The following is a 22,149-nucleotide window of genomic DNA, read 5'->3' as shown; positions in this document are numbered from 1 at the left end:
GCATGACGGCTGATTTGTTCGATGGTCTCAATGTCAGCGGGCCTGCGCGCGAGCCGCTCGCGCCGGGCGCCGTGCTGTTGCGCGGCTTCGCGCGGCCGCACGAGATGGAGTTGATCACCGCCATCGAAGCGATCACAGCACAGGCGCCGTTCCGCCGCATGATCACGCCGGGCGGCCACCAGATGTCGGTGGCGATGACGAATTGCGGGCCGCTCGGCTGGGTGACGGACCGCAGCGGCTATCGCTATGATCCCGTCGACCCGGAGATCGGGCAGCCCTGGCCGGCGATGCCGCCGCTGTTTCGTGAGCTCGCCGACAATGCCGCGCGCGAGGCTGGCTTTCCAGGCTTCGCGCCAGATGCCTGCCTGATCAATCGCTACGAGCCCGGCGCGAAGATGTCGCTGCATCAGGACCGCGACGAGCGCGACATCGGCGCGCCGATCGTCTCGGTGTCGCTCGGTCTGCCCGCGACATTCCTGTTCGGCGGCCTCAAGCGCACCGACAAGACGCAGCGCCATCGTCTCGTTCACGGCGACGTCGTCGTCTGGGGCGGGCCGGCGCGGCTTGTCTTTCACGGCGTCGCGCCGCTGGCCGACGGCGAGCATGCGCTGCTCGGCCGCCGGCGCATCAACCTGACCTTCCGCCGCGCGCGCTGATCAGGCCGGCTTGGCCGGATGGATGAAGGCCCAGGGCGAGACTTCGCTGTCGCGCGGCACTTCGATGTCAATCAGATACGGCCCGCCATGTGCCAGGGCTTTTTCCAGCGCCGTCTTGAACTGATCCGGCGCAGTGACACGGGCAGCAGCGACACCAAAGGATTCGGCGAGCTTGACGAAATCCGGATTGACCAGATCGGAAGCGACGATGCGGCCGTCGAAGCGCTCGCGCTGGTCGCGCCGGACATTGCCGTAGGAATTGTTGTTGAACACCAGGGTCACGACGCCGATGTTGTACTGCACGGCGGTCGCCAGCTCCTGCACCGCGAACATGAAGCCGCCATCGCCGGTGATCGCCACGACAGGCTTGTCGGGATGTGCGACCTTGGCGCCGAGCGCGGTCGGAAAGCCGGCGCCGAGCGTGCCCTGATAGCCCGAGGTAATGAAGGTGCGCGGCTCGTACACCGGGAAGCCGTACCAGGAGGCGAAGCCGACCTGCGACAATTCGTCGGTGACGATGGCGTCATGCGGCAGCACCTCGCGCAGCACGTTCAGATAGGCCATCTGCGGCTGGACCTTCTGGATCTCCTGCAAGGTCGCCGCGGTCGCCTCGCGAATGGTCGCGCGGCGGCCGGAGGTCTTGCGGTAGCCGGCCTTGCTGACGGCCGCCGCGAGCGCGGCGGTGCCGGCCTTGGCATCGGCGACGATGCCGGCATCGACGACGAGGCGCCGCATCTCGCTCGGATCGATGTCGATGCGGATCGACTTCAATCCATCAGGCTTGAATGGCCAGCGGAACGTCGTCGGCAGCTCCATGCGGGTGCCGATGCCGATCATCAGATCGGTGGTCGGCCACAGCTTGTAGGCGGCCGCCATGGTGAGGCCGAGCTCATGCGCATTGGATACGATGCCGCGCCCCGAACGGAACGCGACGACTGGCGCGTCGATCATCTCGGCCAGATCGAGGATCTCCTCGCGCGCCTCGATCGCGCCGGAGCCGACGAAGATCATCGGCGCCCTGGCGCCGGCGATCAGCGCCGCGGCCTTGGCGATGCGGTCGGGATCGGGCTGCGGCGGCGCGAACTCGGCCAGCCGCTTCGCTGCTGACGTTTCGGCCTTCTGCGTGAACACGTCCCACGGCATTTCCAGTGCGGCCGGGCCGCGTCGCCCCGACAGCATCTCCTGGAACGCGCGCGACACGAGTGTCGGCGCATGATCGGGATATTCGATGCGCTCGGCCCATTTGACGAAGGTGCGCAAGGTCGCGAGTTGATCCGGCATCTCGTGCAGATGGCCGCGCCCGCGGCCAAGATAGTCCGTCGGCACCTGGCCGGTGAGGCACAGCACCGGCTCGTTGCAGCCGAAGGCGGTCAAGAGCGCCGCGCCGGCATTGAGCACGCCTGGGCCGGGCACCACGCTGAACACGCCAGGCTTGCCGCTGGCGCGGGCGTAGCCGAACGCCATATAGCCGCAGGCCTGCTCATGGCGCGCACCGACGACCTTGAGCTGCGCCTGATGGAACGCGTCGAATAGGCCGTAGACCTGCGCGCCGGGCAGGCCGAACACGGTGTCGACGCCGTGGGCTGTGAGCCCGCTGACGATGGCTTCGCCGCCGGTCAATGTGGTCATGCTGCTGTTCCGTTCTGTCAGGCTTCGTCGACGACGCCGTTGCGCAGGGTGCCAACGCCCTCGGCGGCGATTTCGATGACATCGCCGGGCTTGAGATAGCGCGGCGGGTCGAACCGTGCTCCTGCGCCGGTCGGCGTGCCCGTCACGATCACGTCACCGGGCTGAAGCGTGGTGAAAGTGGAGATGTAGTTGATGAGATAGCGAAAGCCGAAGATCAGCCGCGACGTGCGGTCGTCCTGGCGCAACTCGCCATTGACGTGCGTGGTGAGGCGGATGTCGGCGATCTGGCTCTCGCCGGTGTAGGGCACGATCCACGGCCCGAGGCTGCCGGTGGAATCGAAATTCTTGCCCTGGGTGACGTTGAACTTGGCGTGCCGCACCCAGTCGCGGATCGTGCCTTCGTTGCACAGCGTGAGGGCGGCGATGTGATCGAGCGCGCTTGCTTCCGGAATGTGCCGGCCGGCCTTGCCGATGATCAGCACCAGCTCGCCTTCATAGTCGAGCTGCGGCGAGGCGCGCGGGCGCACCAGCGGTGTCTCATGGCCGACGAAGGAGCGCGGGGTGCGCATGAACATCGACGGATATTTTGGCGCGTCCTGGCCGTCCTTGTATTCGGCGTTGCGATCGGGATAGTTGACCCCGATGCAGATGATCTTCTCCGGTGAGGGGATCGGCGGCTGCCAGGTGATGGCATCGAGACCATGATCTGGCGACAGGCCGGCCGCGGCGTCGACCAGCCGGGGCAGGGCGCCGGCCGCGATGACTTCGCGCAGGGTCGGATAGTCCTTGGCGAAGCGCGCCGAGAGATCGACGAAGCCCTTGTCGGTCACGAGCCCGTAACGAACGGAGCCATCGGCGGAATAGGTGGCGAGGCGAGGGGAGGTCATGGGCTGGTCTCCTTATACGCCGAGCCGCTGGATCTTGTGGGTGCCGCGCGCGAGCGAGACGTGCTTGGTCTCCATGTAGAAGTCGAACGAATAGTCGCCGCCGTCGCGGCCGATGCCCGACGCCTTCATGCCGCCGAACGGCGTCGGCAGATGGCGCACGTTCTCCGAGTTCAGCCAGATCATGCCGGCCTCGAGCGCATCCGCCACGCGCAGCGCGCGGCCCATGTCGCCGGTCCAGACATAGCCGGTGAGGCCATATTGCACGTCGTTGGCGATCGCGACCGCGTCGGCCTCGTCGCGGAACGGGATCACGGTCAGGAACGGCCCGAACACCTCCTCCTGCGCGACGCGCATGGTCTGGCTCGCGCCCGTGACCAGCGTCGGCTCGACATAATGGCCGCCGCCTGGGCCATCGAACCGCTTGCCGCCGACGGCGATGATCGCGCCGTCCTGCCGCGCGATGTCGGCATAGGAGCAGACCTTGGCGAGATGCCGCTCATGGATCAGCGGCCCGATCTCGGTCGCCGGGTCGAGCGGATGGCCGACCTTCAGCGCGCGTACGCGCGCAGCGAGCTTGGCCGTGAAGGTCTCGGCGATGCTCTGCTGCACCAGCAGCCGGCTCGACGAGGTGCAGCGCTCGCCGTTGAGCGAGTAGATCATGAACACGACCGCATCGAGCGCGCGGTCGAGATCGGCGTCGTCGAACACGATCACCGGGTTCTTGCCGCCGAGCTCGAAATGCACGCGCTTCAAGGTCGGCGCGCCCTGCGCCATGATCGCAGACCCCGTCGCGCTCTCGCCGACGAAGCCGATCGCCTTGATCGCGGGATGCTCGGTCAAGGCCTTGCCGGCTTCTTCGCCGAAGCCATGCACAGTGTTGAGCACGCCGTCAGGAATGCCGGCGTCCTTGGCGAGCTTTGCGAGCCATTGCGCCGTGATCGGCGACCATTCAGCCGGCTTGTGCACGACCGTGCACCCCGCCGCGAGCGCCGGCGCGATCTTCCAGGTCGACAGCATGAACGGCGTGTTCCAGGGCGTGATCACGCCGACCGGGCCGATCGGCACCCGCGTCGAGATGTTCCAATGCTCGTCGCTCGGCGTGCTCAGGCCGTCGCGCGCCTCGGTGCATTTGTCGGCGAAGAAGCGGAAATTCTCGGCGGCGCGGATCGCGGCCTTTGCCATGAAGCGATAGGCCTGACCGGTGTCGATGCATTCGAGCACGGCGATGTCGTCGGCATGAGCCTCGATCGCGTCCGCCACGCGATGCAAGAGCTTGCGCCGCAGCGCCGGCGCCATGTCGCGCCAGGATTTGAACGCGAGCGCGGCCGATGTCGCGGCGCGATCGATGTCCTCGGCATTGCCTCGCGCGACCTTGGCAAGCACGGCATTGTCGATCGGCGACTTCGTCTCGAACGTCGCTCCCGAGATCGCCGGCACCACCTTGCCGTCAATGAAATGGCCGATGCCCTCGTCCTTCAGCTTCACGAGCAGGGGAGCGGCACGGTCGAGATTGGCCTTGTAGATGTCGGTCTTGGGAGTGGCCTTATCCATGGGATGCCTCCGCTTTCAGGGCGTTTTGGCTTTCAGTGCGTCGTGGATGTTGTTGCGTTTCCAACTGGTCGCGGCGTCGTTGATCTGCATGTCGAAGGACAGCGCGAACTTGCTGCTCGCGAACACCGGGTCGAGGTAATCCGAGAGTGCCTTGAAGACGTGCTGGCCGGCCTTCTGCCGGGCTTCGAGATCGCGGCCTTCACCGAGCCGCAGCAGCATCGCAAGAAAGCCGTAGTCAGGCTTGCCATCGGCAATCGCATAATGCTCGCAACGGATCGCGCGCACCCGGATGCCGCCGATCGGGAAAATCCCAGTCTCGCTGGCGGCCTTGCGGACGACCTCGCATACCCTGGGCATGTCGACGCGGGCGTCGAGATTGGCGGAGTATTCGATGCTGAAATGCGGCATGATGGGCTCGCTCCGTCAGGCGAAATAGCAGCTCACCGTCCCATAGGGACCATAGTCGGCCTGGATCGTATCGCCCTTGCGCGCCTCGATCGGCCTGATGAACGAGCCGGCGAGCACCACCTGCCCGGGCTCTAGCGCCGATCCGTGGGCGGCGATCTTGTTGGCGAGCCACGCGACGGCTGTGGCCGGGTTGTTCAAGACACCCGCGGCGAGGCCGGTCTCCTCAAGCTGGCCGTTCTTGTAGCAGAGGGCGCCGATCCAGCGCAGGTCCGCGTCGAGAGGTCGCAGTGGCCGGCCGCCGAGCACGATGCCTGCATTGGCCGCGTTGTCTGCGATCGTGTCGAAGATCTTGCGCGTCGCCTTGGTTTGCGGATCGACGCGCTCGATGCGCGTGTCCAGGATCTCCAGCGCGGGCACGACGAAGTCGGTCGCGTTGAGCACATCGAACAGCGTGCAGTCCGGGCCGGCAAGACGATGCTTCATGACGAAGGCCAGCTCGGCCTCGATCCGCGTGGCGATGAATCGGTCGGACGGCACGAGGCCGCCATCGGCGAAGAACATATCGTCGAGCAGCACGCCCGAATCCGGCTCATCGATGGCAAGCGCGCTCTGCATCGCCTTCGACGTCAGCCCGATCTTGCGTCCCTTGATGATGCGTCCCTCCGCCACCTTGATGTCGATCCAGGCCTTCTGAATCGCATAGGCATCGGCAATCGTGATGTCCGGATGCTCTTGCGATAGCTGCCGGATCTGGCGGCGAGACTTCTCGGCCAGATCGAGGCGCAGCGCGCAGCTGTGAATCTGGTCGCTCGACAGCGGCATGAGGCGTATTCCCTGACGGAAACAGATGGCAGCGGTTGATTAACATGTTAAGTTTCGGCCGGCAAATCGAAACGGTTCTTGCTGCAGTGCAAATAGTCGGGCGGCTGGGATGGTGACATGAGTGAGAGCAAGCCAAGGGGCGTGAGACCGCCGGCCAAGGACGCGCGCAAGGTGCCGATGCGCGATTTCTCGCAATCGCTGCCGATGGCGCTGCTGCGGGCGCGCGAGGCGGTCATGCGGCAGTTCCGCCCCAATCTGCGCGCGCACGGGCTGACAGAGCAGCAATGGCGCATCCTGCGTGCGCTGGCAGCGGTCGATGCGATCGAGGTGACGGAGCTGGCGCGCGTCGCCTTCCTGCTCGGTCCCAGCCTGTCGCGCATTCTGCGCGATCTGGAATCGCGCGGCCTCGTTCAGCGCGAGGTGGATGCGCGCGACATGCGACGTGGCGTGTTGTCGATTTCGACCAGGGGGATGAAACTGATTGCGCAGGTTGCGCCGAATTCCGAGGCGATCTACGCCACGATTGCCCGACGCTACGGCGCGCGCAAGCTTGCCGCGCTGCACAAAATGCTGGGCGAGCTCGAGCAGAGCATGGGCGACGAGAGTGAGAGGGATGCGGATGCCGATGAATGACATCGTGCAAACCCCACGCAAAATCGTGCCTGATCAGTCCTCATGCTTGGCAGTCACTTCAACAGTTTGATAAGAAGCGATGCAGTCGAGCGGAGAGGGCGTGCGTCGCAGGCATGGCAATCCATGCTAACTCTGCTTCGCATGCTGATCGAACCCGCGAGTTGTCATGGTCACAATCAAGGTTGAGCGCCTCATCGATTTCGTTGCCGACGTCTTCGAACATGCTCACTCCTCGCCGGAGGAGGCGCGCCGGATCGCCACTTATCTCACAACCGCCAATCTCACCGGGCATGACAGCCATGGCGTGATCCGTGTCCCCGTCTACATCCGCTGGCAGAAGATGGGGTCGATCGTCCCGAACCAGGCCGCTGAGATCGTGGTGGATACGCCCTCGCTGGTGGTGGTCGACGGCAAGTTCGGCTACGGCCAGACCGTGACGCCGCAGGCCGTGAAGATCGGCATCGAGCGGTGCAAGAGGAGCGGCCTGGCGGCGCTGGCGCTGCGCAATTCCGGCCATCTCGGCCGCGTTGGCGACTGGGCAGAAATGGCCGCCGCCGAAGGGCTCGTCTCGATCCATTTCGTGACCGCTGCCGGCTCGCTGCTGGTCGCGCCCTATGGCGGCGTCGAGAAGCGGTTCTCGACGGCGCCTTATTGTGTCGGCATTCCCAGGCAGGGCCAGGATCCGATCGTGCTGGATTTCGCGACCTCGATCGTTGCCGAAGGCAAGGTGCTGGTCGCGAGCCGCGGCGGCAAGAAGCTGCCGAAGGGGGCGCTGATCGATGCCGACGGGACCTTGAGCGAGGATCCCTCGGTGCTCTACGGTGCTTACGAGGCGGAAGGCCCCCGCGACCACACCAAGGGCACGGGGGCGATCCGCGCGTTCGGCGAGCACAAGGGCTCGGGCCTTGCCTTCATCTGTGAGTTGCTCGGCGGGGCGTTGACCGGGACAGGTGCGACCTCGTCCGGCCGGCGCTTCGCCAACGGCATGCTCGCGATCTACATCGATCCGAAGGTGGTCGATCCCACCAACTTCTTCGACGGCGAGATCACCCGCTACACCGATTTCATCCGCGCGACGAAGCCTGTGGCGGGCGTCGACCAGGTGCTGGTGCCGGGCGACGTCGAGCGCAAGACGCGGGCTGATCGTACCACCAACGGCGTGCCCTTGCCGGATGATACCTGGGCAGCGATCGTGAGCACGGCGCGCGAGGTCGGGGTGAGCGAAGCGAGCATTCAGCGGGCAGCTTCGTGAGACCGGCTTGATGGCCGAGGCCGTGAGGCAGGCCGTGTGCGGGATTGCATCACGCGCGCGCATCGGCGACAACGAGTTCCAACAACGTCAATTCAACAACAAGGGAAGGAAACGCAGTCGTGGCGAACAATAAGGTCAAGCAGCTCTGGGCCGAAGGCAAGACGGTGGTGAATGCCTGGCTCGCGATCCCCTCGGGGTTCTCCGCGGAGGTCGTGGCGCAGTGCGGCTTCGACAGCGTCACCGTGGACATGCAGCACGGCGTGCAGGACTATCTGTCCATGGTGCAGTGTTTCCAGGCCATGCATGCGCATCCGGTGACCCCGATGGTCCGTGTGCCCTGGAACGAGCCCGGCATCATCGGCAAGGTGCTCGACGGCGGCGCCTATGGCGTGATCTGCCCGATGGTCAATACGCCGCAGGAAGCCCGCAACCTCGTGTCCTATTCGAAGTATCCGCCCAAGGGCGTGCGTTCGAATGGCCCGATCCGTTCGGGCATGTATGGCAGCGCGGGTGAGTACCAGAAGACGGCCAATGACGAGATCGTGCTGCTTCCGATGATGGAGACCAGGACGGCGGTCGAGAACATGGAAGCCATCCTCGACGTCGAGGGCATCGATGGCGTCTATATCGGCCCGTCCGACCTCGGCTTCTCCTACGGCCTCGTGCCGAAGCTCGATCGCGACGAGCCGGAGATCCTGAAGATCTACGAGAAGATCGTGAAGGAATGCGGCAAGCGCGGCCTCAATCCGGGCATCCATTGCAGCGGCGCCGAGGGCGCGGTCCGCGCCATCAACATGGGCTTCAAGCTGGTGACCTTGTCGAACGAGGTCGGCCTGATGCAGGTCTATGCCCGCCAGCAGGTCGCGCAGACGCGCAAGGACTCCGGCGGCAAGGCGTAAGACGTCGTGAATGGCGAATAGGGAGTAGCGAGTAGAGGCCCCTTCCATTCGCTACTCGCCGTCAGCTATTCGCCCACTTTTCCAAAGTTTCAACGAGAGAGACTGCCATGGCTCCCGCTCCCGTCATCCGGCTTCATCCCGAGGACAGCGTGCTGATCGCGCGCGCGAGCCTGCCGCCTGGACTTGCAGTGGCTGATGGCGTGGTCACGGCCGACAGCATTCCGGCGGGGCATAAGGTCGCAGTGCGTCCGATTGCGCAGGGCGAGCCGATCCGGCGTTACGGCCAGATCATCGGCTTCGCCACCGCGCCGATCGCGCCAGGCCAGCATGTTCATACGCAGAATTGCGGCATGGGCGACTTCGCCAAGGACTACGCTTATGGCGTCGACGTCAAGCCGACGCCGAACTTCGATCTCCCCGCGACCTTCGAGGGCATTCGCCGCCCGGACGGCCGCGTCGCCACCCGCAACTACATCGGGCTTCTGACCTCGGTGAACTGCAGCGCGCATGTCGCAAGCCTCGTCGCCGATGTCTTCAAGAGGAATCCGTTCACCGGCGACAATCCGCTCGCCGACTATCCCAACGTCGACGGCGTCGTCGCGCTGACGCACAAGACCGGCTGCGGCATGACCCTCGACGAGCCCTTGAAGCTGTTGCGGCGAACCCTCGGCGGCTACGCGCGCCACGCGAACTTCTCGGCAGTGATCGTGCTCGGTCTGGGCTGCGAGGCCAACCAGATCGGCGGGCTGATGGAGGAGCAGAAGCTCGCCGGCCGCTTACGCGCGATGGACATCCAGGAGGTCGGCGGCACCCGCAAGACCGTCGAGGCCGGCATCGCCTTTGTCAAGGAAGCGCTCGCCGACGCCAACAAGGTGCGGCGCGAGACGGTCCCCGCGAGTGAGCTGACGGTCGCTCTGCAATGTGGCGGCTCCGATGGCTATTCCGGCATCTCGGCCAATCCCGCGCTCGGCGCGGCGAGTGATCTCCTGGTGCGGCATGGTGGCACGGTGATCTTGTCGGAGACGCCCGAGACCTACGGCGCCGAGCATCTGCTGACGCGCCGCGCGGTCAGCCGCGAGGTCGGCGAGAAGCTGGTGTCGCTGATGCGCTGGTGGGAAGAGTATACAGCGCGTGAAGGCGCGGAGATGAACGCCAATCCGAGCCCGGGCAACAAGGCCGGCGGTCTCACCACCATCCTCGAGAAGTCGCTCGGCGCGATGGCCAAGGCCGGCAGCACCAATCTGGTGGATGTGCTGCATTATGCCGAAGCCGTGACCAAGAAGGGTTTCGTCTTCATGGACACGCCTGGCTACGACCCCGTCGCCGCGACGGGGCAGGTGGCCGGCGGGGCCAATCTCGTGTGCTTCACCACCGGGCGTGGCAGCGTGTTCGGCTGCAAGCCGGCGCCGTCGATCAAGCTGGCAACCAACACGCCGATGTACAAGCGGATGGAAGACGACATGGACGTCAATTGCGGCACCATCCTCGATGGCGAGGAGAGCGTGCAGGAATGCGGCCAGCGCATCTTCGAATTGATGCTGAAGACGGCGTCGGGGCAGCCGACCAAGAGCGAGAGCTTCGATTTCGGCGGGGCTGAGTTTGCACCTTGGGTGCTTGGCGCCACGATGTAGCCGGGATGCTCCGGCTCATCAATTGCGACTATGATCGCAGATTGTTCGCTTGCAGATGATTTGATTGCCGGTTGTTTCTCGACCGGCATCTGATCGCAGCTGAGATCTGCCGCATAGCTGAGACTCGATCGCAACTGAGATCAGATGACCGATGACGAGCGCCGCCGTGGGTAAGGCGCGCGTTGATGCGCGCGCGACAGCGGCGCCGAGCGATTTACCGCTGGTGGCCGAGGCCGATGCCCAGCGCCAGAGCCTTCTGGCGGAGCGAGCCTTCAGTCCGCTTCATCGCCTTGGCGATCTTGGCAACCGGGGTCTTGGACTTCGAGTGCTGCTTCAGCAGCTTGATGTCGGCGGCGGTATACGGCTTGCGCGCCAACTTCTTGGTAGCTGCCTTCTTAGCTGTCTTGGCCAACGTGATTCTCCTTTTGGCAATGGGCGTCCTAAATAGCACGTGTAGTCGAGCTATCAAGCGATTGCGGCGAATGCAACGCTATTAGTTCTTGTTAGTTCAACTTTTGGGGTTAATCCCTGCTATTCCAGAGTGGTCAATCTTCCGTGACTGCGTCTCGCGTTGCCTGTGGACAACTCCGATGGAACACGGTGTCGCGGGTTGTTTGTTCTTCTCTCGTTCTTGTTAGGACGCCTGGTCTGGTCATGGTCTCGCCGCAAAAGCCACCGGTGCGTGCAGCTCGGACACATGATCGGGGAGCCCAGGAGATCGAAATCAGCCGGAATGCCAGCTTTCGGGCTTAGGATGGTTCATTAGGCAGCTCTGCCCGTTGTTAGTGCTTGATCCCTGGGCACGTCAATGTTCTGCTTAAAAAAGTTGCTGGAGCGGTGAACCCACGTGTCAATCTACGTCGCATTACATCACGTCACTCATTATAAGTATGATCGTCCGGTCGGATTGGGCCCGCAGACCATCCGTTTGCGTCCGGCACCACATACCAGGACGCCGGTGCTGAGCTATTCGCTCAAGGTCACCCCTCCCAACCATTTCGTGAACTGGCAGCAGGACCCGCAAGGCAACTGGCTGGCGCGCTATGTTTTTCCCGAGAAGGTGAACGAACTGAAAATCGAGGTGGATTTCACGGCACAGATGACCGTGATCAATCCGTTCGATTTCTTCGTCGAGCCCTATGCCGATAGCTTTCCGTTCAGCTACCCGGAGGGGCTGAAAACGGAACTCGCGCCCTATCTCGAAACGATCGAGCCCGGGCCAAAGTTCGCGGAGTACTTGAAGTCGATCCCGCGCGAGGCCGACAACACGGTCAACTATCTCGTCGACCTCAATGCCCAGTTGCAGAAAAGGATTCGTTATATCATTCGTATGGAGCCTGGCGTTCAGACGCCGGAGGAGACGCTGTCCTCCGCCGCCGGCTCCTGCCGCGACTCGGCCTGGCTGCTGATTCAGACGCTGCGTCATCTCGGGCTCGCCGCCCGCTTCGTCTCCGGCTATCTGATACAGCTTCGTCCTGATATCGATCCGGTCGAAGGGCCGGTGGAGGTCGAGAGCGATTTCACCGATCTGCATGCCTGGGCCGAGGTCTATCTGCCCGGTGCCGGGTGGATCGGCTTCGACGTCACCTCGGGCATGCTCGCCGGCGAGGGCCACATCCCGGTCGCAGCGACGCCGCACTATCACTCGGCCGCTCCGATCAGCGGCAGCGCCGGAATTGCCGAGGTCGACTTCGCGTTCGAGATGAACGTGAAGCGCATCCGCGAAGCGCCGCGCATCACACGGCCTTTCTCCGATGAATCCTGGGACAAGCTGGACCGGCTCGGCGAAGCCGTCGATGCCGATCTCGCCGCTCATGATGTCCGGCTGACGATGGGCGGCGAGCCGACCTTCGTGTCGATCGACGACATGGAATCCGCCGAGTGGAATACGGCCGCAGTCGGCCCGGCCAAGCGCGGGCTGGCGGACAGCCTGATCAGGCGTCTGCGCACGCGCTTCGCGCCCGGTGGCCTGCTGCATTATGGCCAGGGCAAGTGGTATCCCGGGGAAAGTCTGCCGCGCTGGGCGTTCGGATTGTACTGGCGCAAGGACGGCGAGCCGATCTGGCGCAATCCCGATCTGATTGCGAGCATCGATGGCCCGCGCATGGCGACGATCGCGGATGCCGAGCGCTTTCTCGACACGACGGCGCAGACGCTCGGACTTGAGGCCGACTACGTGTTGCCGGCGTTCGAAGATCCCGCGCATTGGTTGCAGAAGGAAGCCGCGCTGCCGGAGAACGTCGATGCGCTCGATTCCAAGCTCGCCGATCCGGAAGAGCGCGCGCGCATGGCGCGTGTGTTCGACGAAGGGCTGCACATTCCGCGCGGCTTCGTGTTGCCGATCCAGCGCTGGAATGCGAAACCTGCGCGCTGGCGCAGCGAGCGCTGGGGCCTTCGGCGCAAGCGGCTGTTCCTGATTCCCGGCGACTCGCCGCTCGGCCTGCGGCTGCCGATCAATTCGCTGGTCTACATTCCGCCCGAAGATTTCCCGTATATTCACGAGCAGGATCCGATGGAGCCGCGCGGGCCGCTGCCGGCCTACACGCAGGGCCGTCCCGTGATCGTGCCGCAGGTGCCGCCGCTGAAGGCGCTCGATCGGCCGCCACAACAACAGCAGGACGTGCAGTATCAGTATTGGGGTGGGCTCGGCGTGCGCACCGCGATGTCGGTCGAGATTCGCGACGGCATCCTCTGCGTGTTCATGCCGCCGGTGGAGACCATCGAGGATTACCTGGAGCTGATCGCCACCGTTGAAGCGACGGCCGAGGCGATGCAGATCAAGGTTCATGTCGAAGGTTATGCGCCGCCATTCGATCCGCGCATCGACGTGATCAAGGTGACGCCCGATCCGGGCGTGATCGAGGTCAACATCCAGCCGGCGCAGAGCTGGAGGCAGGCGGTGGACATCACCTTTGGCCTTTATGAGGACGCCGCCAAGACGCGACTCGGGGCCAACCGCTTCCTGATCGACGGCCGTCACACCGGCACCGGCGGCGGCAATCACGTCGTGGTCGGCGGCTCCTCGCCGCCGGATTCGCCATTCCTGCGCCGGCCGGATCTGCTCAAGAGCCTGGTGCTGTACTGGCAGCGACATCCGGCGCTGTCTTATTTGTTCTCTGGCATGTTCATCGGGCCGACCAGCCAGGCGCCGCGCATCGACGAGGCGCGGCATGACAGTCTGTATGAGTTGGAGATCGCGCTCGCCAATGTGCCACCTCGCGGGCAGAGCGTGCCGCTGTGGCTGGTCGATCGCCTGTTCAGGCATCTCCTGGTCGACATCACCGGCAACACCCATCGCTCGGAGATCTGCATCGACAAGCTGTATTCTCCGGAAGGGCCGACCGGCCGTCTCGGTCTGGTCGAGTTCCGCGCATTGGAAATGCCGCCCGATCCGCGCATGTCGCTGGCGCAGCAGCTTCTGATCCGCGCGCTGATTGCGAAACTGTGGCGCGAGCCGCAGGACGGCAAGTTCGTGCGCTGGGGCACGGCGCTGCACGACCGCTTCATGTTGCCGCACTTCATATGGGAGGACTTTCTTGATGTGCTGGATGAGCTCCGCGCGTCCGGCTACGACTTCTCGCCGGAGTGGTATCAAGCGCAACTGGAGTTCCGTTTTCCGACCTTCGGCCGCGTGCAGCATGGCGGCGTGACCCTGGAGCTGCGGCAGGCGCTGGAGCCCTGGCACGTGCTGGGCGAAGAGGGGGCCGCGGGCGGCACCGTGCGCTACGTGGATTCGTCGGTCGAGCGACTTCAGGTGAAGGCTGAAGGCTTCGTCGAGGGCCGCCATCTCATCACCTGCAATGGTAGGAGAATGCCGATGACCGCAACCGGCCGCTCCGCGGAAGCGGTCGCGGCGGTGCGGTTCAAGGCGTGGCAGCCGGCGTCCGGCCTGCACCCCACGATCCCCGTGCATTCGCCGCTGACCTTCGACCTGATCGACACCTGGAACGGCCGCTCGCTCGGCGGCTGCGTCTATCACGTGGCGCATCCCGGCGGGCGCAGCTACGACACCAAGCCGATCAACTCCTACGAGGCCGAGGCGCGACGGCTCGCCCGATTCCAGGATCACGGCCACACTCCCGGACGAATCGCGATGCCGCCGGAAGAACGCACAAATGAATTCCCGATGACCCTCGACTTGCGCAGGCCGCTCCTGCATTGATGAAGGCGAGCGTGTGCGGAGGATCAGGGTATGGACGGCCCGAGCGGCCAGGACCAGGGAGCGAGCCCCGCGGCCGGTCGGCCGGCGGCGCGTCCTCCGCTGCGCCGGGCTGCGCAATGGGCGCGCGACTATACGAGGCTGCCCGGCATTCCCGACGAGTTCATCGGCGCCGACGGCCAGCCGCGTTCGGTCTGGACCCGCTTCGCCGATACGTTCGCCGCGCTCGCGCCGACCGACATCGACCGCCGCTTCGCCTCCGCCGATCGTCATCTGCGCGAAGCCGGCGTCACCTACCGGTCGCCCGGCGACAATGCCGAACGGTCCTGGTCGCTCAGTCATCTGCCGCTGCTGATCGACGAGGCCGAATGGGCGCAACTGTCCCAGGGCATCGTGCAGCGCGCCGAGCTTCTGGAGCGCGTGCTGCAGGACATCTATGGCGAGGGGAAGCTGATCGCGAGCGGCGCGCTGCCTGCGGCCGCCGTCGCCGGCTCCAGCGAATATCTGCGCCCCGTCTGCGGCATCAAGCCGGCGGGCGGCCGCTTCCTCAGCATCTACGCCGCCGACATCGGCCGCGGACCCGACGGGCGCTGGTGGGTGCTGAGCGATCGCACGCAGGCGCCGTCCGGCATGGGCTATGCGCTCGAAAACCGGCTGGTGCTGTCGCGGGCGTTCTCGTCGATCTACAAGTCGATGAATGCCGAGCGGCTCGCGCCGTTCTTCGAGACCTTCCGCGATGCGCTGCGCGCCAGCGCCGATCGGGACGAGCCGCGCATCGGCGTGCTGACGCCGGGCACCTTCAGCGAAACCTATTTCGAGCATGCCACGCTGGCGCGCTATCTCGGCTTCCTGCTGGTCGAGGGTGATGATCTCGCCGTCAGCGGCGATCGCGTCCACATCCGCACTGTGGCGGGGCTGAAGCGCCTCGACGTGCTGTTGCGGCGGCTCGATTCCAACTCGCTCGACCCGCTCGAGCTCGATGCCGCCTCGCGGCTCGGCGTCGCCGGCCTGATGGACGTGGTGCGCAAGGGCGGCGTGGTGCTCGCCAACATGCCGGGCTCCGGCGTGCTGGAGGCGCGCGCGCTGCTCGGCTTCCTGCCGAGCCTGTCCCGGCGCGTGCTCGGCGAGGATCTCAAGATCCCGCACATCGCGACCTGGTGGTGCGGCCAGAAATCGGCGCGCGACGAGGTGCTGTCGCGGCTCGAAGACTTCGCCATCGAGGGCGCCTATGGCCGCGCGGTGCCGGGCATCGCGAACCACGGCCCGGTGCTGGCCAGCGAGCTTTCGGCGGCCGAGCGCGATCGCCTGCGCGCGGCGATCAGCCAGCGCGGCATCGATTATGTCGGCCAGGAGGTGGTGCGGCTGTCGACCACGCCGGTGTGGGAAGGCGGCCGGATCGCGCCGCGCCCCTTCGTGCTGCGCGTGTTTGCGGCGGTGACGCCCGACGGTGGCTGGACCGTGATGCCCGGCGGCTTCTGCCGTATCGCCGAGAAGCTCGATGCGCGCGCGATCTCGATGGGCGACGGCGCGCGCGCCGCCGACGTCTGGGTGGTCGGCGACAAGGCGGTGGCGGCGCGCAGCCTGCTGCCCGGCTCCGACAATGTCCGCATCCGCCGCATCGCCGGCGTGCTGCCGAGCCGCGCCGCGGACAATCTGTTCTGGCTCGGCCGCTACCTCGAACGTGCCGAGGCGACGTTGCGGCTGATCCGCGTGCTCGCCGCGCAGAACCGCGACCCCGGCAAGGATTCGCCGGCGCAGCTCAACACCGCCGAGCGCATCCAGCGGCTGCTGCTGGCGTGGGGCGCGATCTCGCAGACCTCCCGCATGCGCGGCGCGCAGGCCGCCGCCGAGGCGCTGCAATCCGAGGCGCAGTTCGGCTCGGCGCTCTCGCTGCTCAGGTCGGCGCAGCGCACCGCCACCTCGCTACGCGAGCGGCTGTCGCCCGACGCCTGGCAGGTCATCACCGAGATGCCGGGCCGGCTGGCGCAGGAGGCGGAGGATGAGGACGCTGTCGTCAGCACGGCCGAGTTCATTCTGGAGAAGCTCGCGAGCTTCGCAGGGCTCGCCCAGGAGAACATGAACCGCGCCGCCGGCTGGCGTTTTCTCGACATGGGCCGCCGCGCCGAGCGCGCCATCAACACCGCGCGCTTTGCGCGGCAGTTCGGCTATGACGAGGCGACGCCGGAGGATCTCGATGTCCTGCTCACTCTGGTCGACTGCCAGATCACCTATCGCTCGCGCTATCTGATCGGCCCGTCGCTGGCGCCGATCCGTGACCTCGTCGTGCTCGACCTCTACAATCCGCGCTCGGTCGCCTTCCAGATCGAGACCTTGAACGATCACATCGCGGGTCTCCCGATTCTGAAGGAGAACGGGTTGATCGAGCGGCCGCAGCGGCTGTCGGTGTCGCTGGGGGCGCGGCTGACCGCGGCGGAGGCCGCGCATCTCGATGGCCGCACGCTGTTCGGGCTGGAGCAGGATCTGCTCAATCTGTCCGAGGCGATCGGCCAGCATTATTTCCCGCACGGTCCGAATGCGACGCGGCCGGAAAAGCTCACGGGCCTCGCGTGATCTACGACATCCGGCATGTCACCACCTACGAATATGAGAGCGCAGTCAGCTTCGCGCGCTGCTCGCTCCGCCTGGAGCCTCTGAGCGGCGACGGTCAGGAATTGATCTCGCACAGCGTCGACATCCGGCCGCGCCCCTCGGAGCGAACCGCGCGCCGCGACTTCTTCGGCACGCTGACCGAGAGCATCGTCATCGACACCCAGCACCGCCATCTCCGTGTCGACTCGCGCTCGCGGGTGAAGCTGTCGCGCAACTCCCCGGACCGCGAGGCGCCGAGCACCGCATGGGAGCGCGTGCGCGATGCCGCTTTCGAGGCTACCAGCCTCGGGCCGGCGTCGCCGATCGGCTACGTCTTCGCCAGCGCGCTGGTTCCGGTGCTTGCGCCGGTGACGGACTACGCGTCCGCGAGCTTCCCGGCGGGCACCGGCATCGTGGCGGGCGCGGCCGACCTGATGCGGCGCATCCGCAAGGAGTTCAAATACGATCCGAAGGCCACCGTGATCTCGACGCCTCTGCGCGAGGTGTTCGACAATCGCCACGGCGTCTGCCAGGATTTTGCTCACGTGATGATTGCCGGGCTGCGCGGCCTCGGCCTGCCCGCGGCCTATGTCAGCGGCTATCTGCGGACCATTCCGCCGGAAGGCGAGAAGCCGCTGCAGGGCGCCGATGCGACGCATGCCTGGGTGTCGCTATGGTGCGGCGAGACGCTCGGCTGGATCGGCTTCGATCCGACCAACGATCTCGTGGTCGGCAACGATCACATCATCCTCGGCATGGGCCGCGACTTCTCCGATGTCTCGCCGATCGACGGTATCATCGTCGGCTCGCCCAAGCAGAAGCTCGGCGTCGCCGTTGACGTCGTGCTGGTCGAGTAGGGCGGTTCCCGCCTCGGGAACTCCCGGAACATTTTTGCCGCTTCTCACTTGATCTGCCCGAGGGGGGCTGGCTGACCCTTTCGAGCGATGGAGTGATCGATATGAAGCGTGTTGCAATCCTCATTGGCCTGGTTGGCGCCTGCGTCGCCGGCTCCGCCTCCGCTCAGCCGAGCGCGAATCTCACCGGCACCTACCGCTGCATCCAGATGTGCCGCGACGGCATGATCGGCGCGCCGGCCTTCGTGACCCAGAACGGCGATTCCGTGAACCTGACCACCGAGACCGGCGAGTCGCTGCAGGCTTGGCCGGACTGGAATGCGCCGAACAGCCGGCTGTGGATCGATGCCCGCGACGAAAGCGCGGTCTATTCGCCCGACGGCATGCGCATCCAGTTCGACGACGGCCGCGTCTGGCAGCGCGACCTGCCGCCGCCGCTGATCATCCGCCGCGCGCCTGTGGTGTACGGGCGGTAAATCGTCGTCGTTTTCAGGAAGGCCCTCGCGCATGCGGGGGCTTTCCGCTTCGAGTGAGTTGGAATGCACGCGCCAAACAACCAGTGTCGTCCCGGCGAACGCCGGGACCCATAACCCCAACTGTTTGTTGGGCGGGACGCAGGGAGCGACAGCGCTATCGCATGGAGAGATGCGGAGCTTTCCCGGCGAACCTTCCTGCCTATGAGTTACTCCGTCATGCCCGGGCTTGTCCCGGGCATCCACGTCGTTCTCAGTATGCCGGACGACGTGGATGGCCGGGACAGGCCCGGCCATGACGGCTGAGAGAGCGAGTCCGACTAATTGCAGTATTCAACGGCTGAGGCTCAACACTTCCGAATCTGCAGGCAGTGCTCGCGCCCTTCGACATCTGTCCTAAACGACTCGATGAAGCCGCCCTGGCGTTGCGTCACGAATACCGTCTTGCCGTCGCTGCCGCCGAAAGCGAGGTTGGTCGGCTCCTTGGCTTTTAGCGCGATCTCTCGGATGAGGCGGCCGTCTGGCGTGAGGACGGCGATGCTGCCCTTCAGGATGTGGGCGACGAACAGTCGCCCGCTGACATCGGTGCGCAGGCCGTCGATCGTGTTCGGCTCGAACTTGGTAATCAATTTGGGCTGCGTGAGCGCCTCGCCCTGGATCGCGTAGGACCAGATCTCGCCGCTGTTGGATTCGCCGACATAGAGCGTGCGGCCGTCGGGGCTGAGATCGATGCCGTTGGTCGTGCCCATGGCGCGCGGCGCGGTCATCGCAGAGCCCTGCATTGCGCCGTCGGGCCCCTTCGCGATGCGCCAGATGCGGCCGCTGCGCGCCTTGAAGGCCGGATCGCTCGCATAGATCGTGCCGTCGCGCGACAGCGTGATGTCGTTGGGCTGGCTCATCTCGTCGGTATGGAAGACGATCTGGGGTTCCGTGGTGCCGGGCGCGATGGCGAAGATGTTGTGGCGCTTGTAGTCGGCGATGAACATCGTGCCGGCGGCATCGATGCGAATGGCGTTGCCGATGCTGCCGTCGGGGAGCTCGGTGAATTTCTCGGAGGCGGCGGCTTCGGGCGCGAGCCTGCCGATGGTGCCGGGCTTGCCGAGATTGACGACGTAGAGATTGCCGTCGCGATCGACGGCGGGGCCCTCGATGCCGAAGGTGTATTCGCCTGAGGGCGTGAGCTGGGTGCTGTCAAACAGCTTTGGTGCGGCGAGGGCGGGGGCGGTTGCTAACACTAGCAGAGCGGCAGCTACGCGCGAGATGCGTAGGGTGGGCAAAGGCGCAAGGCGATAGTGGTGGCGTCCAGACGCGGTCTCGTGCGCGCCGTGCCCACCATCATTTGCACCGGCGCCGGCGGCCGGTGGGCACGCATCGCCTGCGGCGATTGCTTTGCCCACCCTACGCTTTGCGGGTGCGACGTGCTCCTTGTTGATGGCGGCGCCCGAGGCCACCCCCACCCCCGACCCCTCCCCGCAAGGGGGAGGGGAGCGCAGCGTGCGCTTGGGCACGACCGGTTTCAACTCGTTCAGAGCTTGGTCAGAGCGGCACCAGGAATTGTTGTTGGATGTAATAGCCATTGTCGTCCGTGCAGGTGCCGTTGAGGTAGGTGTCGGCGGGCCGGAAGAAACGGCTGAAGCCGGGCTTATTGACGGCAGACCTTTCGGTGACCACCACGACCTTGCCGAACGGGATATCGCCGCAGTCGCGGCCGTCCCGGGCGACAAACTTGCGATGCGGCGGGCCGCCGGGCTTGATCCGCATCCGCGTGCCTGGAACCATGCGCGCGACGAGGTCGTCGGCAACGTCAAGCAGCTTGGCGTAGCCTGGTTCCGTCTTGATGAGGTTGGCGCCCGGCGGCATCTGCCGTTCGGCGCCGAGGCCGCGCAGGCGCTGGCGGAGGCGGCCGGACTCGGGATCGCCGGGATAGATCCAGCCGTCCTGGGCGAGCATGAAGCGCAGCACGGCGCTGTCTTTGTCGCGCTCGGATTGGCCGAGCTTCAGGCCGAACTCCGAATGACAACCGCTGCAATGTTTCTCTACCAGGTTCTTTCGCACGGTCGTCAGACGCTGACGGCTCGCGGCATCATCCATCACGAAGGCGGCGAGCCGGTCGATCAACTGACTGCTCCTGATGTCGCAGGGCAGCGGCTCTGGCGCGGCCTCGCTGGTGCGATCGATGCGAATGACGGTCTGGTTCTTGTCCTCGACCAACCAGATCGCGCCGTCGTCAGCGATGGTCATGCCGACCGGCGCGCCCTGTGGGCGGATGCCGTTGACGCGGTGCCAGCCGGTGATGATCTCCTCGAAAGCGGCAGCGGGCGCGGGACCCGCCGACGTCCGGAAGGCGCGGGTCGGCTCGGCCGCGCAACTGACGTGATAGCGCACCGGCGGCGGGCTCACTTTCGGAAAGCCGCGATCGTCGACCTCATAGGCGAGCAGGCGACTGCCGGTGGGACGATAGCCGTGCAGGCCGACCAGCAGCTTGCCCTTGAGCTCGTCGAACCGCTCGCCCGTATAGTAGAGCATGCCGAGCGGCGCGCCATGCGGCGGCAGCAGCGACCAGGGCTGTTTGTAGAGCGCGGTCGTCCTGCAGAAATCTTTGAGGGCGCCCGACTGCAGCACGCGCTTGAACTCCGGACTCGGCGTGGCGAGATCGTAGCAATAGGGCCAGCCGTAATGGCGGCCTTGCTCGATCGCATTGATCTCCTCGTTCGGCGCAAAGACGTCCTGGAGATCGCGCCCGTTCTCACCTTGCAGGAAGGCGGTGCCGGGATCGGGAAAGCGCGGATGCAGCGCCAGCGCCATCGAGTTGCGGAGGCCGCGCGCGAACACCTCGTGAGGGGGATCGGCATCGCCTGATTTCAACGCGGGAAAGACGCCGCCTGCGGGCGGCGTGAACAGCCAGATGGCAGCGAGCGGCGAGGCGCCTTCGGCGGCCGTGCAACGGCCCGGTGCCGAGGATAGGCAGTTATCGCTGTGCGAGCCGACATTGACGAACAGCCGGCCGGTGCGGTCGAACGCGAAGGCCTTCAGTGGATGCGCGGTCTCGGTGACACGTGTGCCGTCCGGCAAGGTGAGCTTGCGTCCGGGAAGATTGCGGATGATCGTTTCGATGGTTGCCTTCGGATCGGGGGCGAGCGGGTCGAAGCGGAAGATCGATGTGTCGGTCGACGCGTAGATCTTGCCCTCGGGCCCGACTGCGAGGCCGAACGGATAGGACAGCCGTGTGATGACCTCGCGCAGGCGCTGGCCGGCAGGCGCTGCGGGATCGAGGATCAAAAGCCGCCCATCGTCATGGCCCCAGCCGCCCATGTCGGCCACCACGAACAGCTTTTGGCCGGGGATCTGCACGATGCTGCGCGGAAATTTCAGGCCATCCTCGCCGCTGGCGACGAGGCCGGCGCAGAATCCTGCCTTCATCTCGATCTGCAATCGCGGGAAGGCGAGGGGAGCCTCGCCGCAACTGGCGGTCCCGAGCGCGTAGCCGCTTCTGAGCGTCGTGTCCTCGGCGTGGCCGGGAGCTGCGCCGAGCAGCAGGGCCGTGACAAGTGCAAGCGTGAGAAGTGCAAGCGTGACAACTTCAGGCGTAACGACTGCAAGAATATGTCCAAACCGCCGCATGCGCCGATCCGCAATTGTCCTGCACGATGGCCGCGGTCAATGCGGAAGATGTTAGCGCACGACTCGCGGCGTCGGCAGGAAGAGC

17 protein-coding genes are annotated in these 22,149 nt (G+C 65.6%); 9 read left to right on the top strand and 8 right to left on the bottom strand.

Annotation, left to right across the window (positions count from 1 at the left end):
- Window positions 1-2 precede the first annotated feature (2 nt).
- Window positions 3-656, top strand: a complete 654-nt coding sequence (gene alkB / locus ACVILH_RS29840; RefSeq protein WP_456716085.1) for a DNA oxidative demethylase AlkB — start codon at window positions 3-5, stop codon at window positions 654-656.
- On the opposite strand, the gene ACVILH_RS29835 is transcribed toward alkB, so the two are convergent.
- From ACVILH_RS29835 to hpaH, 5 genes are read right to left on the bottom strand one after another with little or no spacing between them, the layout of a single operon-like run.
- Window positions 657-2,285 carry a thiamine pyrophosphate-dependent enzyme gene (locus ACVILH_RS29835; protein ID WP_456716084.1) on the bottom strand — a complete coding sequence of 543 codons (1,629 nt, stop codon included), beginning with the start codon at window positions 2,283-2,285 and terminating at the stop codon, window positions 657-659.
- 17 nt (window positions 2,286-2,302) lie between these two features.
- Window positions 2,303-3,172 (bottom strand): fumarylacetoacetate hydrolase family protein, encoded by an 870-nt coding sequence (locus tag ACVILH_RS29830; RefSeq protein ID WP_456716083.1) that lies wholly within the window; start codon window positions 3,170-3,172, stop codon window positions 2,303-2,305.
- A gap of 12 nt (window positions 3,173-3,184) precedes the next feature.
- Window positions 3,185-4,723 (bottom strand): 5-carboxymethyl-2-hydroxymuconate semialdehyde dehydrogenase, encoded by a 1,539-nt coding sequence (gene hpaE, locus ACVILH_RS29825; RefSeq protein ID WP_456716082.1) that lies wholly within the window; start codon window positions 4,721-4,723, stop codon window positions 3,185-3,187.
- 15 nt (window positions 4,724-4,738) lie between these two features.
- The gene (locus ACVILH_RS29820; RefSeq protein ID WP_456716081.1) at window positions 4,739-5,131 is read right to left on the bottom strand and encodes a 5-carboxymethyl-2-hydroxymuconate isomerase; all 393 of its coding nucleotides are present in this window, start codon (window positions 5,129-5,131) and stop codon (window positions 4,739-4,741) included.
- Window positions 5,132-5,146: 15 nt separating this feature from the next.
- Window positions 5,147-5,953, bottom strand: a complete 807-nt coding sequence (gene hpaH / locus ACVILH_RS29815; protein ID WP_456716080.1) for a 2-oxo-hept-4-ene-1,7-dioate hydratase — start codon at window positions 5,951-5,953, stop codon at window positions 5,147-5,149.
- A gap of 117 nt (window positions 5,954-6,070) precedes the next feature.
- Between hpaH and hpaR the strand changes: the two genes are divergently transcribed.
- The 4 genes from hpaR (at window position 6,071) to ACVILH_RS29795 (ending at window position 10,368) form a co-directional block, all read left to right on the top strand.
- On the top strand, window positions 6,071-6,586 hold the full coding sequence (gene hpaR, locus ACVILH_RS29810) for a homoprotocatechuate degradation operon regulator HpaR (protein WP_456716079.1): 516 nt from the start codon (window positions 6,071-6,073) through the stop codon (window positions 6,584-6,586).
- 166 nt (window positions 6,587-6,752) lie between these two features.
- The gene (locus tag ACVILH_RS29805) at window positions 6,753-7,838 is read left to right on the top strand and encodes a malate/lactate/ureidoglycolate dehydrogenase (protein WP_456716078.1); all 1,086 of its coding nucleotides are present in this window, start codon (window positions 6,753-6,755) and stop codon (window positions 7,836-7,838) included.
- Window positions 7,839-7,957: 119 nt separating this feature from the next.
- A complete protein-coding gene (locus ACVILH_RS29800) occupies window positions 7,958-8,737 on the top strand; it encodes an HpcH/HpaI aldolase family protein (RefSeq protein ID WP_006613834.1) in 780 nt (259 codons plus the stop codon).
- A 107-nt stretch (window positions 8,738-8,844) separates the two neighbouring features.
- Entirely contained in the window at window positions 8,845-10,368 is a 1,524-nt protein-coding gene (locus ACVILH_RS29795) for a UxaA family hydrolase (RefSeq protein ID WP_456716077.1), read from the top strand.
- 214 nt (window positions 10,369-10,582) lie between these two features.
- On the opposite strand, the gene ACVILH_RS29790 is transcribed toward ACVILH_RS29795, so the two are convergent.
- On the bottom strand, window positions 10,583-10,780 hold the full coding sequence (locus ACVILH_RS29790; RefSeq protein WP_006613836.1) for a hypothetical protein: 198 nt from the start codon (window positions 10,778-10,780) through the stop codon (window positions 10,583-10,585).
- A 435-nt stretch (window positions 10,781-11,215) separates the two neighbouring features.
- Here ACVILH_RS29790 and ACVILH_RS29785 point away from each other — a divergent pair, with 435 nt between their 5' ends.
- From ACVILH_RS29785 to ACVILH_RS29770, 4 genes are all read left to right on the top strand, one after another.
- The gene (locus ACVILH_RS29785; protein ID WP_456716076.1) at window positions 11,216-14,530 is read left to right on the top strand and encodes a transglutaminase family protein; all 3,315 of its coding nucleotides are present in this window, start codon (window positions 11,216-11,218) and stop codon (window positions 14,528-14,530) included.
- Window positions 14,531-14,560: 30 nt separating this feature from the next.
- Window positions 14,561-17,098 carry a circularly permuted type 2 ATP-grasp protein gene (locus ACVILH_RS29780; protein ID WP_456716075.1) on the top strand — a complete coding sequence of 846 codons (2,538 nt, stop codon included), beginning with the start codon at window positions 14,561-14,563 and terminating at the stop codon, window positions 17,096-17,098.
- Entirely contained in the window at window positions 17,095-17,973 is an 879-nt protein-coding gene (locus ACVILH_RS29775; RefSeq protein WP_456716074.1) for a transglutaminase family protein, read from the top strand. The genes ACVILH_RS29780 and ACVILH_RS29775 overlap by 4 nt, the downstream gene beginning before the upstream one ends.
- Before the next feature lie 92 nt (window positions 17,974-18,065).
- Window positions 18,066-18,446 carry a hypothetical protein gene (locus ACVILH_RS29770; RefSeq protein WP_456716073.1) on the top strand — a complete coding sequence of 127 codons (381 nt, stop codon included), beginning with the start codon at window positions 18,066-18,068 and terminating at the stop codon, window positions 18,444-18,446.
- A gap of 344 nt (window positions 18,447-18,790) precedes the next feature.
- Here the strand turns inward: ACVILH_RS29770 and ACVILH_RS29765 are convergent, their stop codons facing one another.
- Together ACVILH_RS29765 and ACVILH_RS29760 are read right to left on the bottom strand one after the other, a co-directional pair.
- Window positions 18,791-19,684, bottom strand: coding sequence for an SMP-30/gluconolactonase/LRE family protein (locus tag ACVILH_RS29765; protein WP_456717106.1), 894 nt, complete (start codon window positions 19,682-19,684; stop codon window positions 18,791-18,793).
- 295 nt (window positions 19,685-19,979) lie between these two features.
- The gene (locus tag ACVILH_RS29760; protein WP_456716072.1) at window positions 19,980-22,064 is read right to left on the bottom strand and encodes a PQQ-dependent sugar dehydrogenase; all 2,085 of its coding nucleotides are present in this window, start codon (window positions 22,062-22,064) and stop codon (window positions 19,980-19,982) included.
- Window positions 22,065-22,149 lie beyond the last annotated feature (85 nt).

The sequence above is a fragment of the Bradyrhizobium sp. USDA 4353 genome, assembly GCF_054063215.1.
The sequence above is the reverse complement of the archived record's forward strand: the minus strand, read 5'-3'. Positions and strand labels throughout refer to the sequence as shown.

What these genes read in the sequence shown, in the direction of transcription:
- alkB (WP_456716085.1), top strand. Translation starts at nt 3, where the DNA reads ATGACGGCTGATTTGTTCGATGGTCTCAATGTCAGCGGGCCTGCGCGC.
- ACVILH_RS29835 (WP_456716084.1), bottom strand. Translation starts at nt 2,285, where the DNA reads ATGACCACATTGACCGGCGGCGAAGCCATCGTCAGCGGGCTCACAGCC.
- ACVILH_RS29830 (WP_456716083.1), bottom strand. Translation starts at nt 3,172, where the DNA reads ATGACCTCCCCTCGCCTCGCCACCTATTCCGCCGATGGCTCCGTTCGT.
- hpaE (WP_456716082.1), bottom strand. Translation starts at nt 4,723, where the DNA reads ATGGATAAGGCCACTCCCAAGACCGACATCTACAAGGCCAATCTCGAC.
- ACVILH_RS29820 (WP_456716081.1), bottom strand. Translation starts at nt 5,131, where the DNA reads ATGCCGCATTTCAGCATCGAATACTCCGCCAATCTCGACGCCCGCGTC.
- hpaH (WP_456716080.1), bottom strand. Translation starts at nt 5,953, where the DNA reads ATGCCGCTGTCGAGCGACCAGATTCACAGCTGCGCGCTGCGCCTCGAT.
- hpaR (WP_456716079.1), top strand. Translation starts at nt 6,071, where the DNA reads ATGAGTGAGAGCAAGCCAAGGGGCGTGAGACCGCCGGCCAAGGACGCG.
- ACVILH_RS29805 (WP_456716078.1), top strand. Translation starts at nt 6,753, where the DNA reads ATGGTCACAATCAAGGTTGAGCGCCTCATCGATTTCGTTGCCGACGTC.
- ACVILH_RS29795 (WP_456716077.1), top strand. Translation starts at nt 8,845, where the DNA reads ATGGCTCCCGCTCCCGTCATCCGGCTTCATCCCGAGGACAGCGTGCTG.
- ACVILH_RS29780 (WP_456716075.1), top strand. Translation starts at nt 14,561, where the DNA reads ATGGACGGCCCGAGCGGCCAGGACCAGGGAGCGAGCCCCGCGGCCGGT.
- ACVILH_RS29760 (WP_456716072.1), bottom strand. Translation starts at nt 22,064, where the DNA reads ATGCGGCGGTTTGGACATATTCTTGCAGTCGTTACGCCTGAAGTTGTC.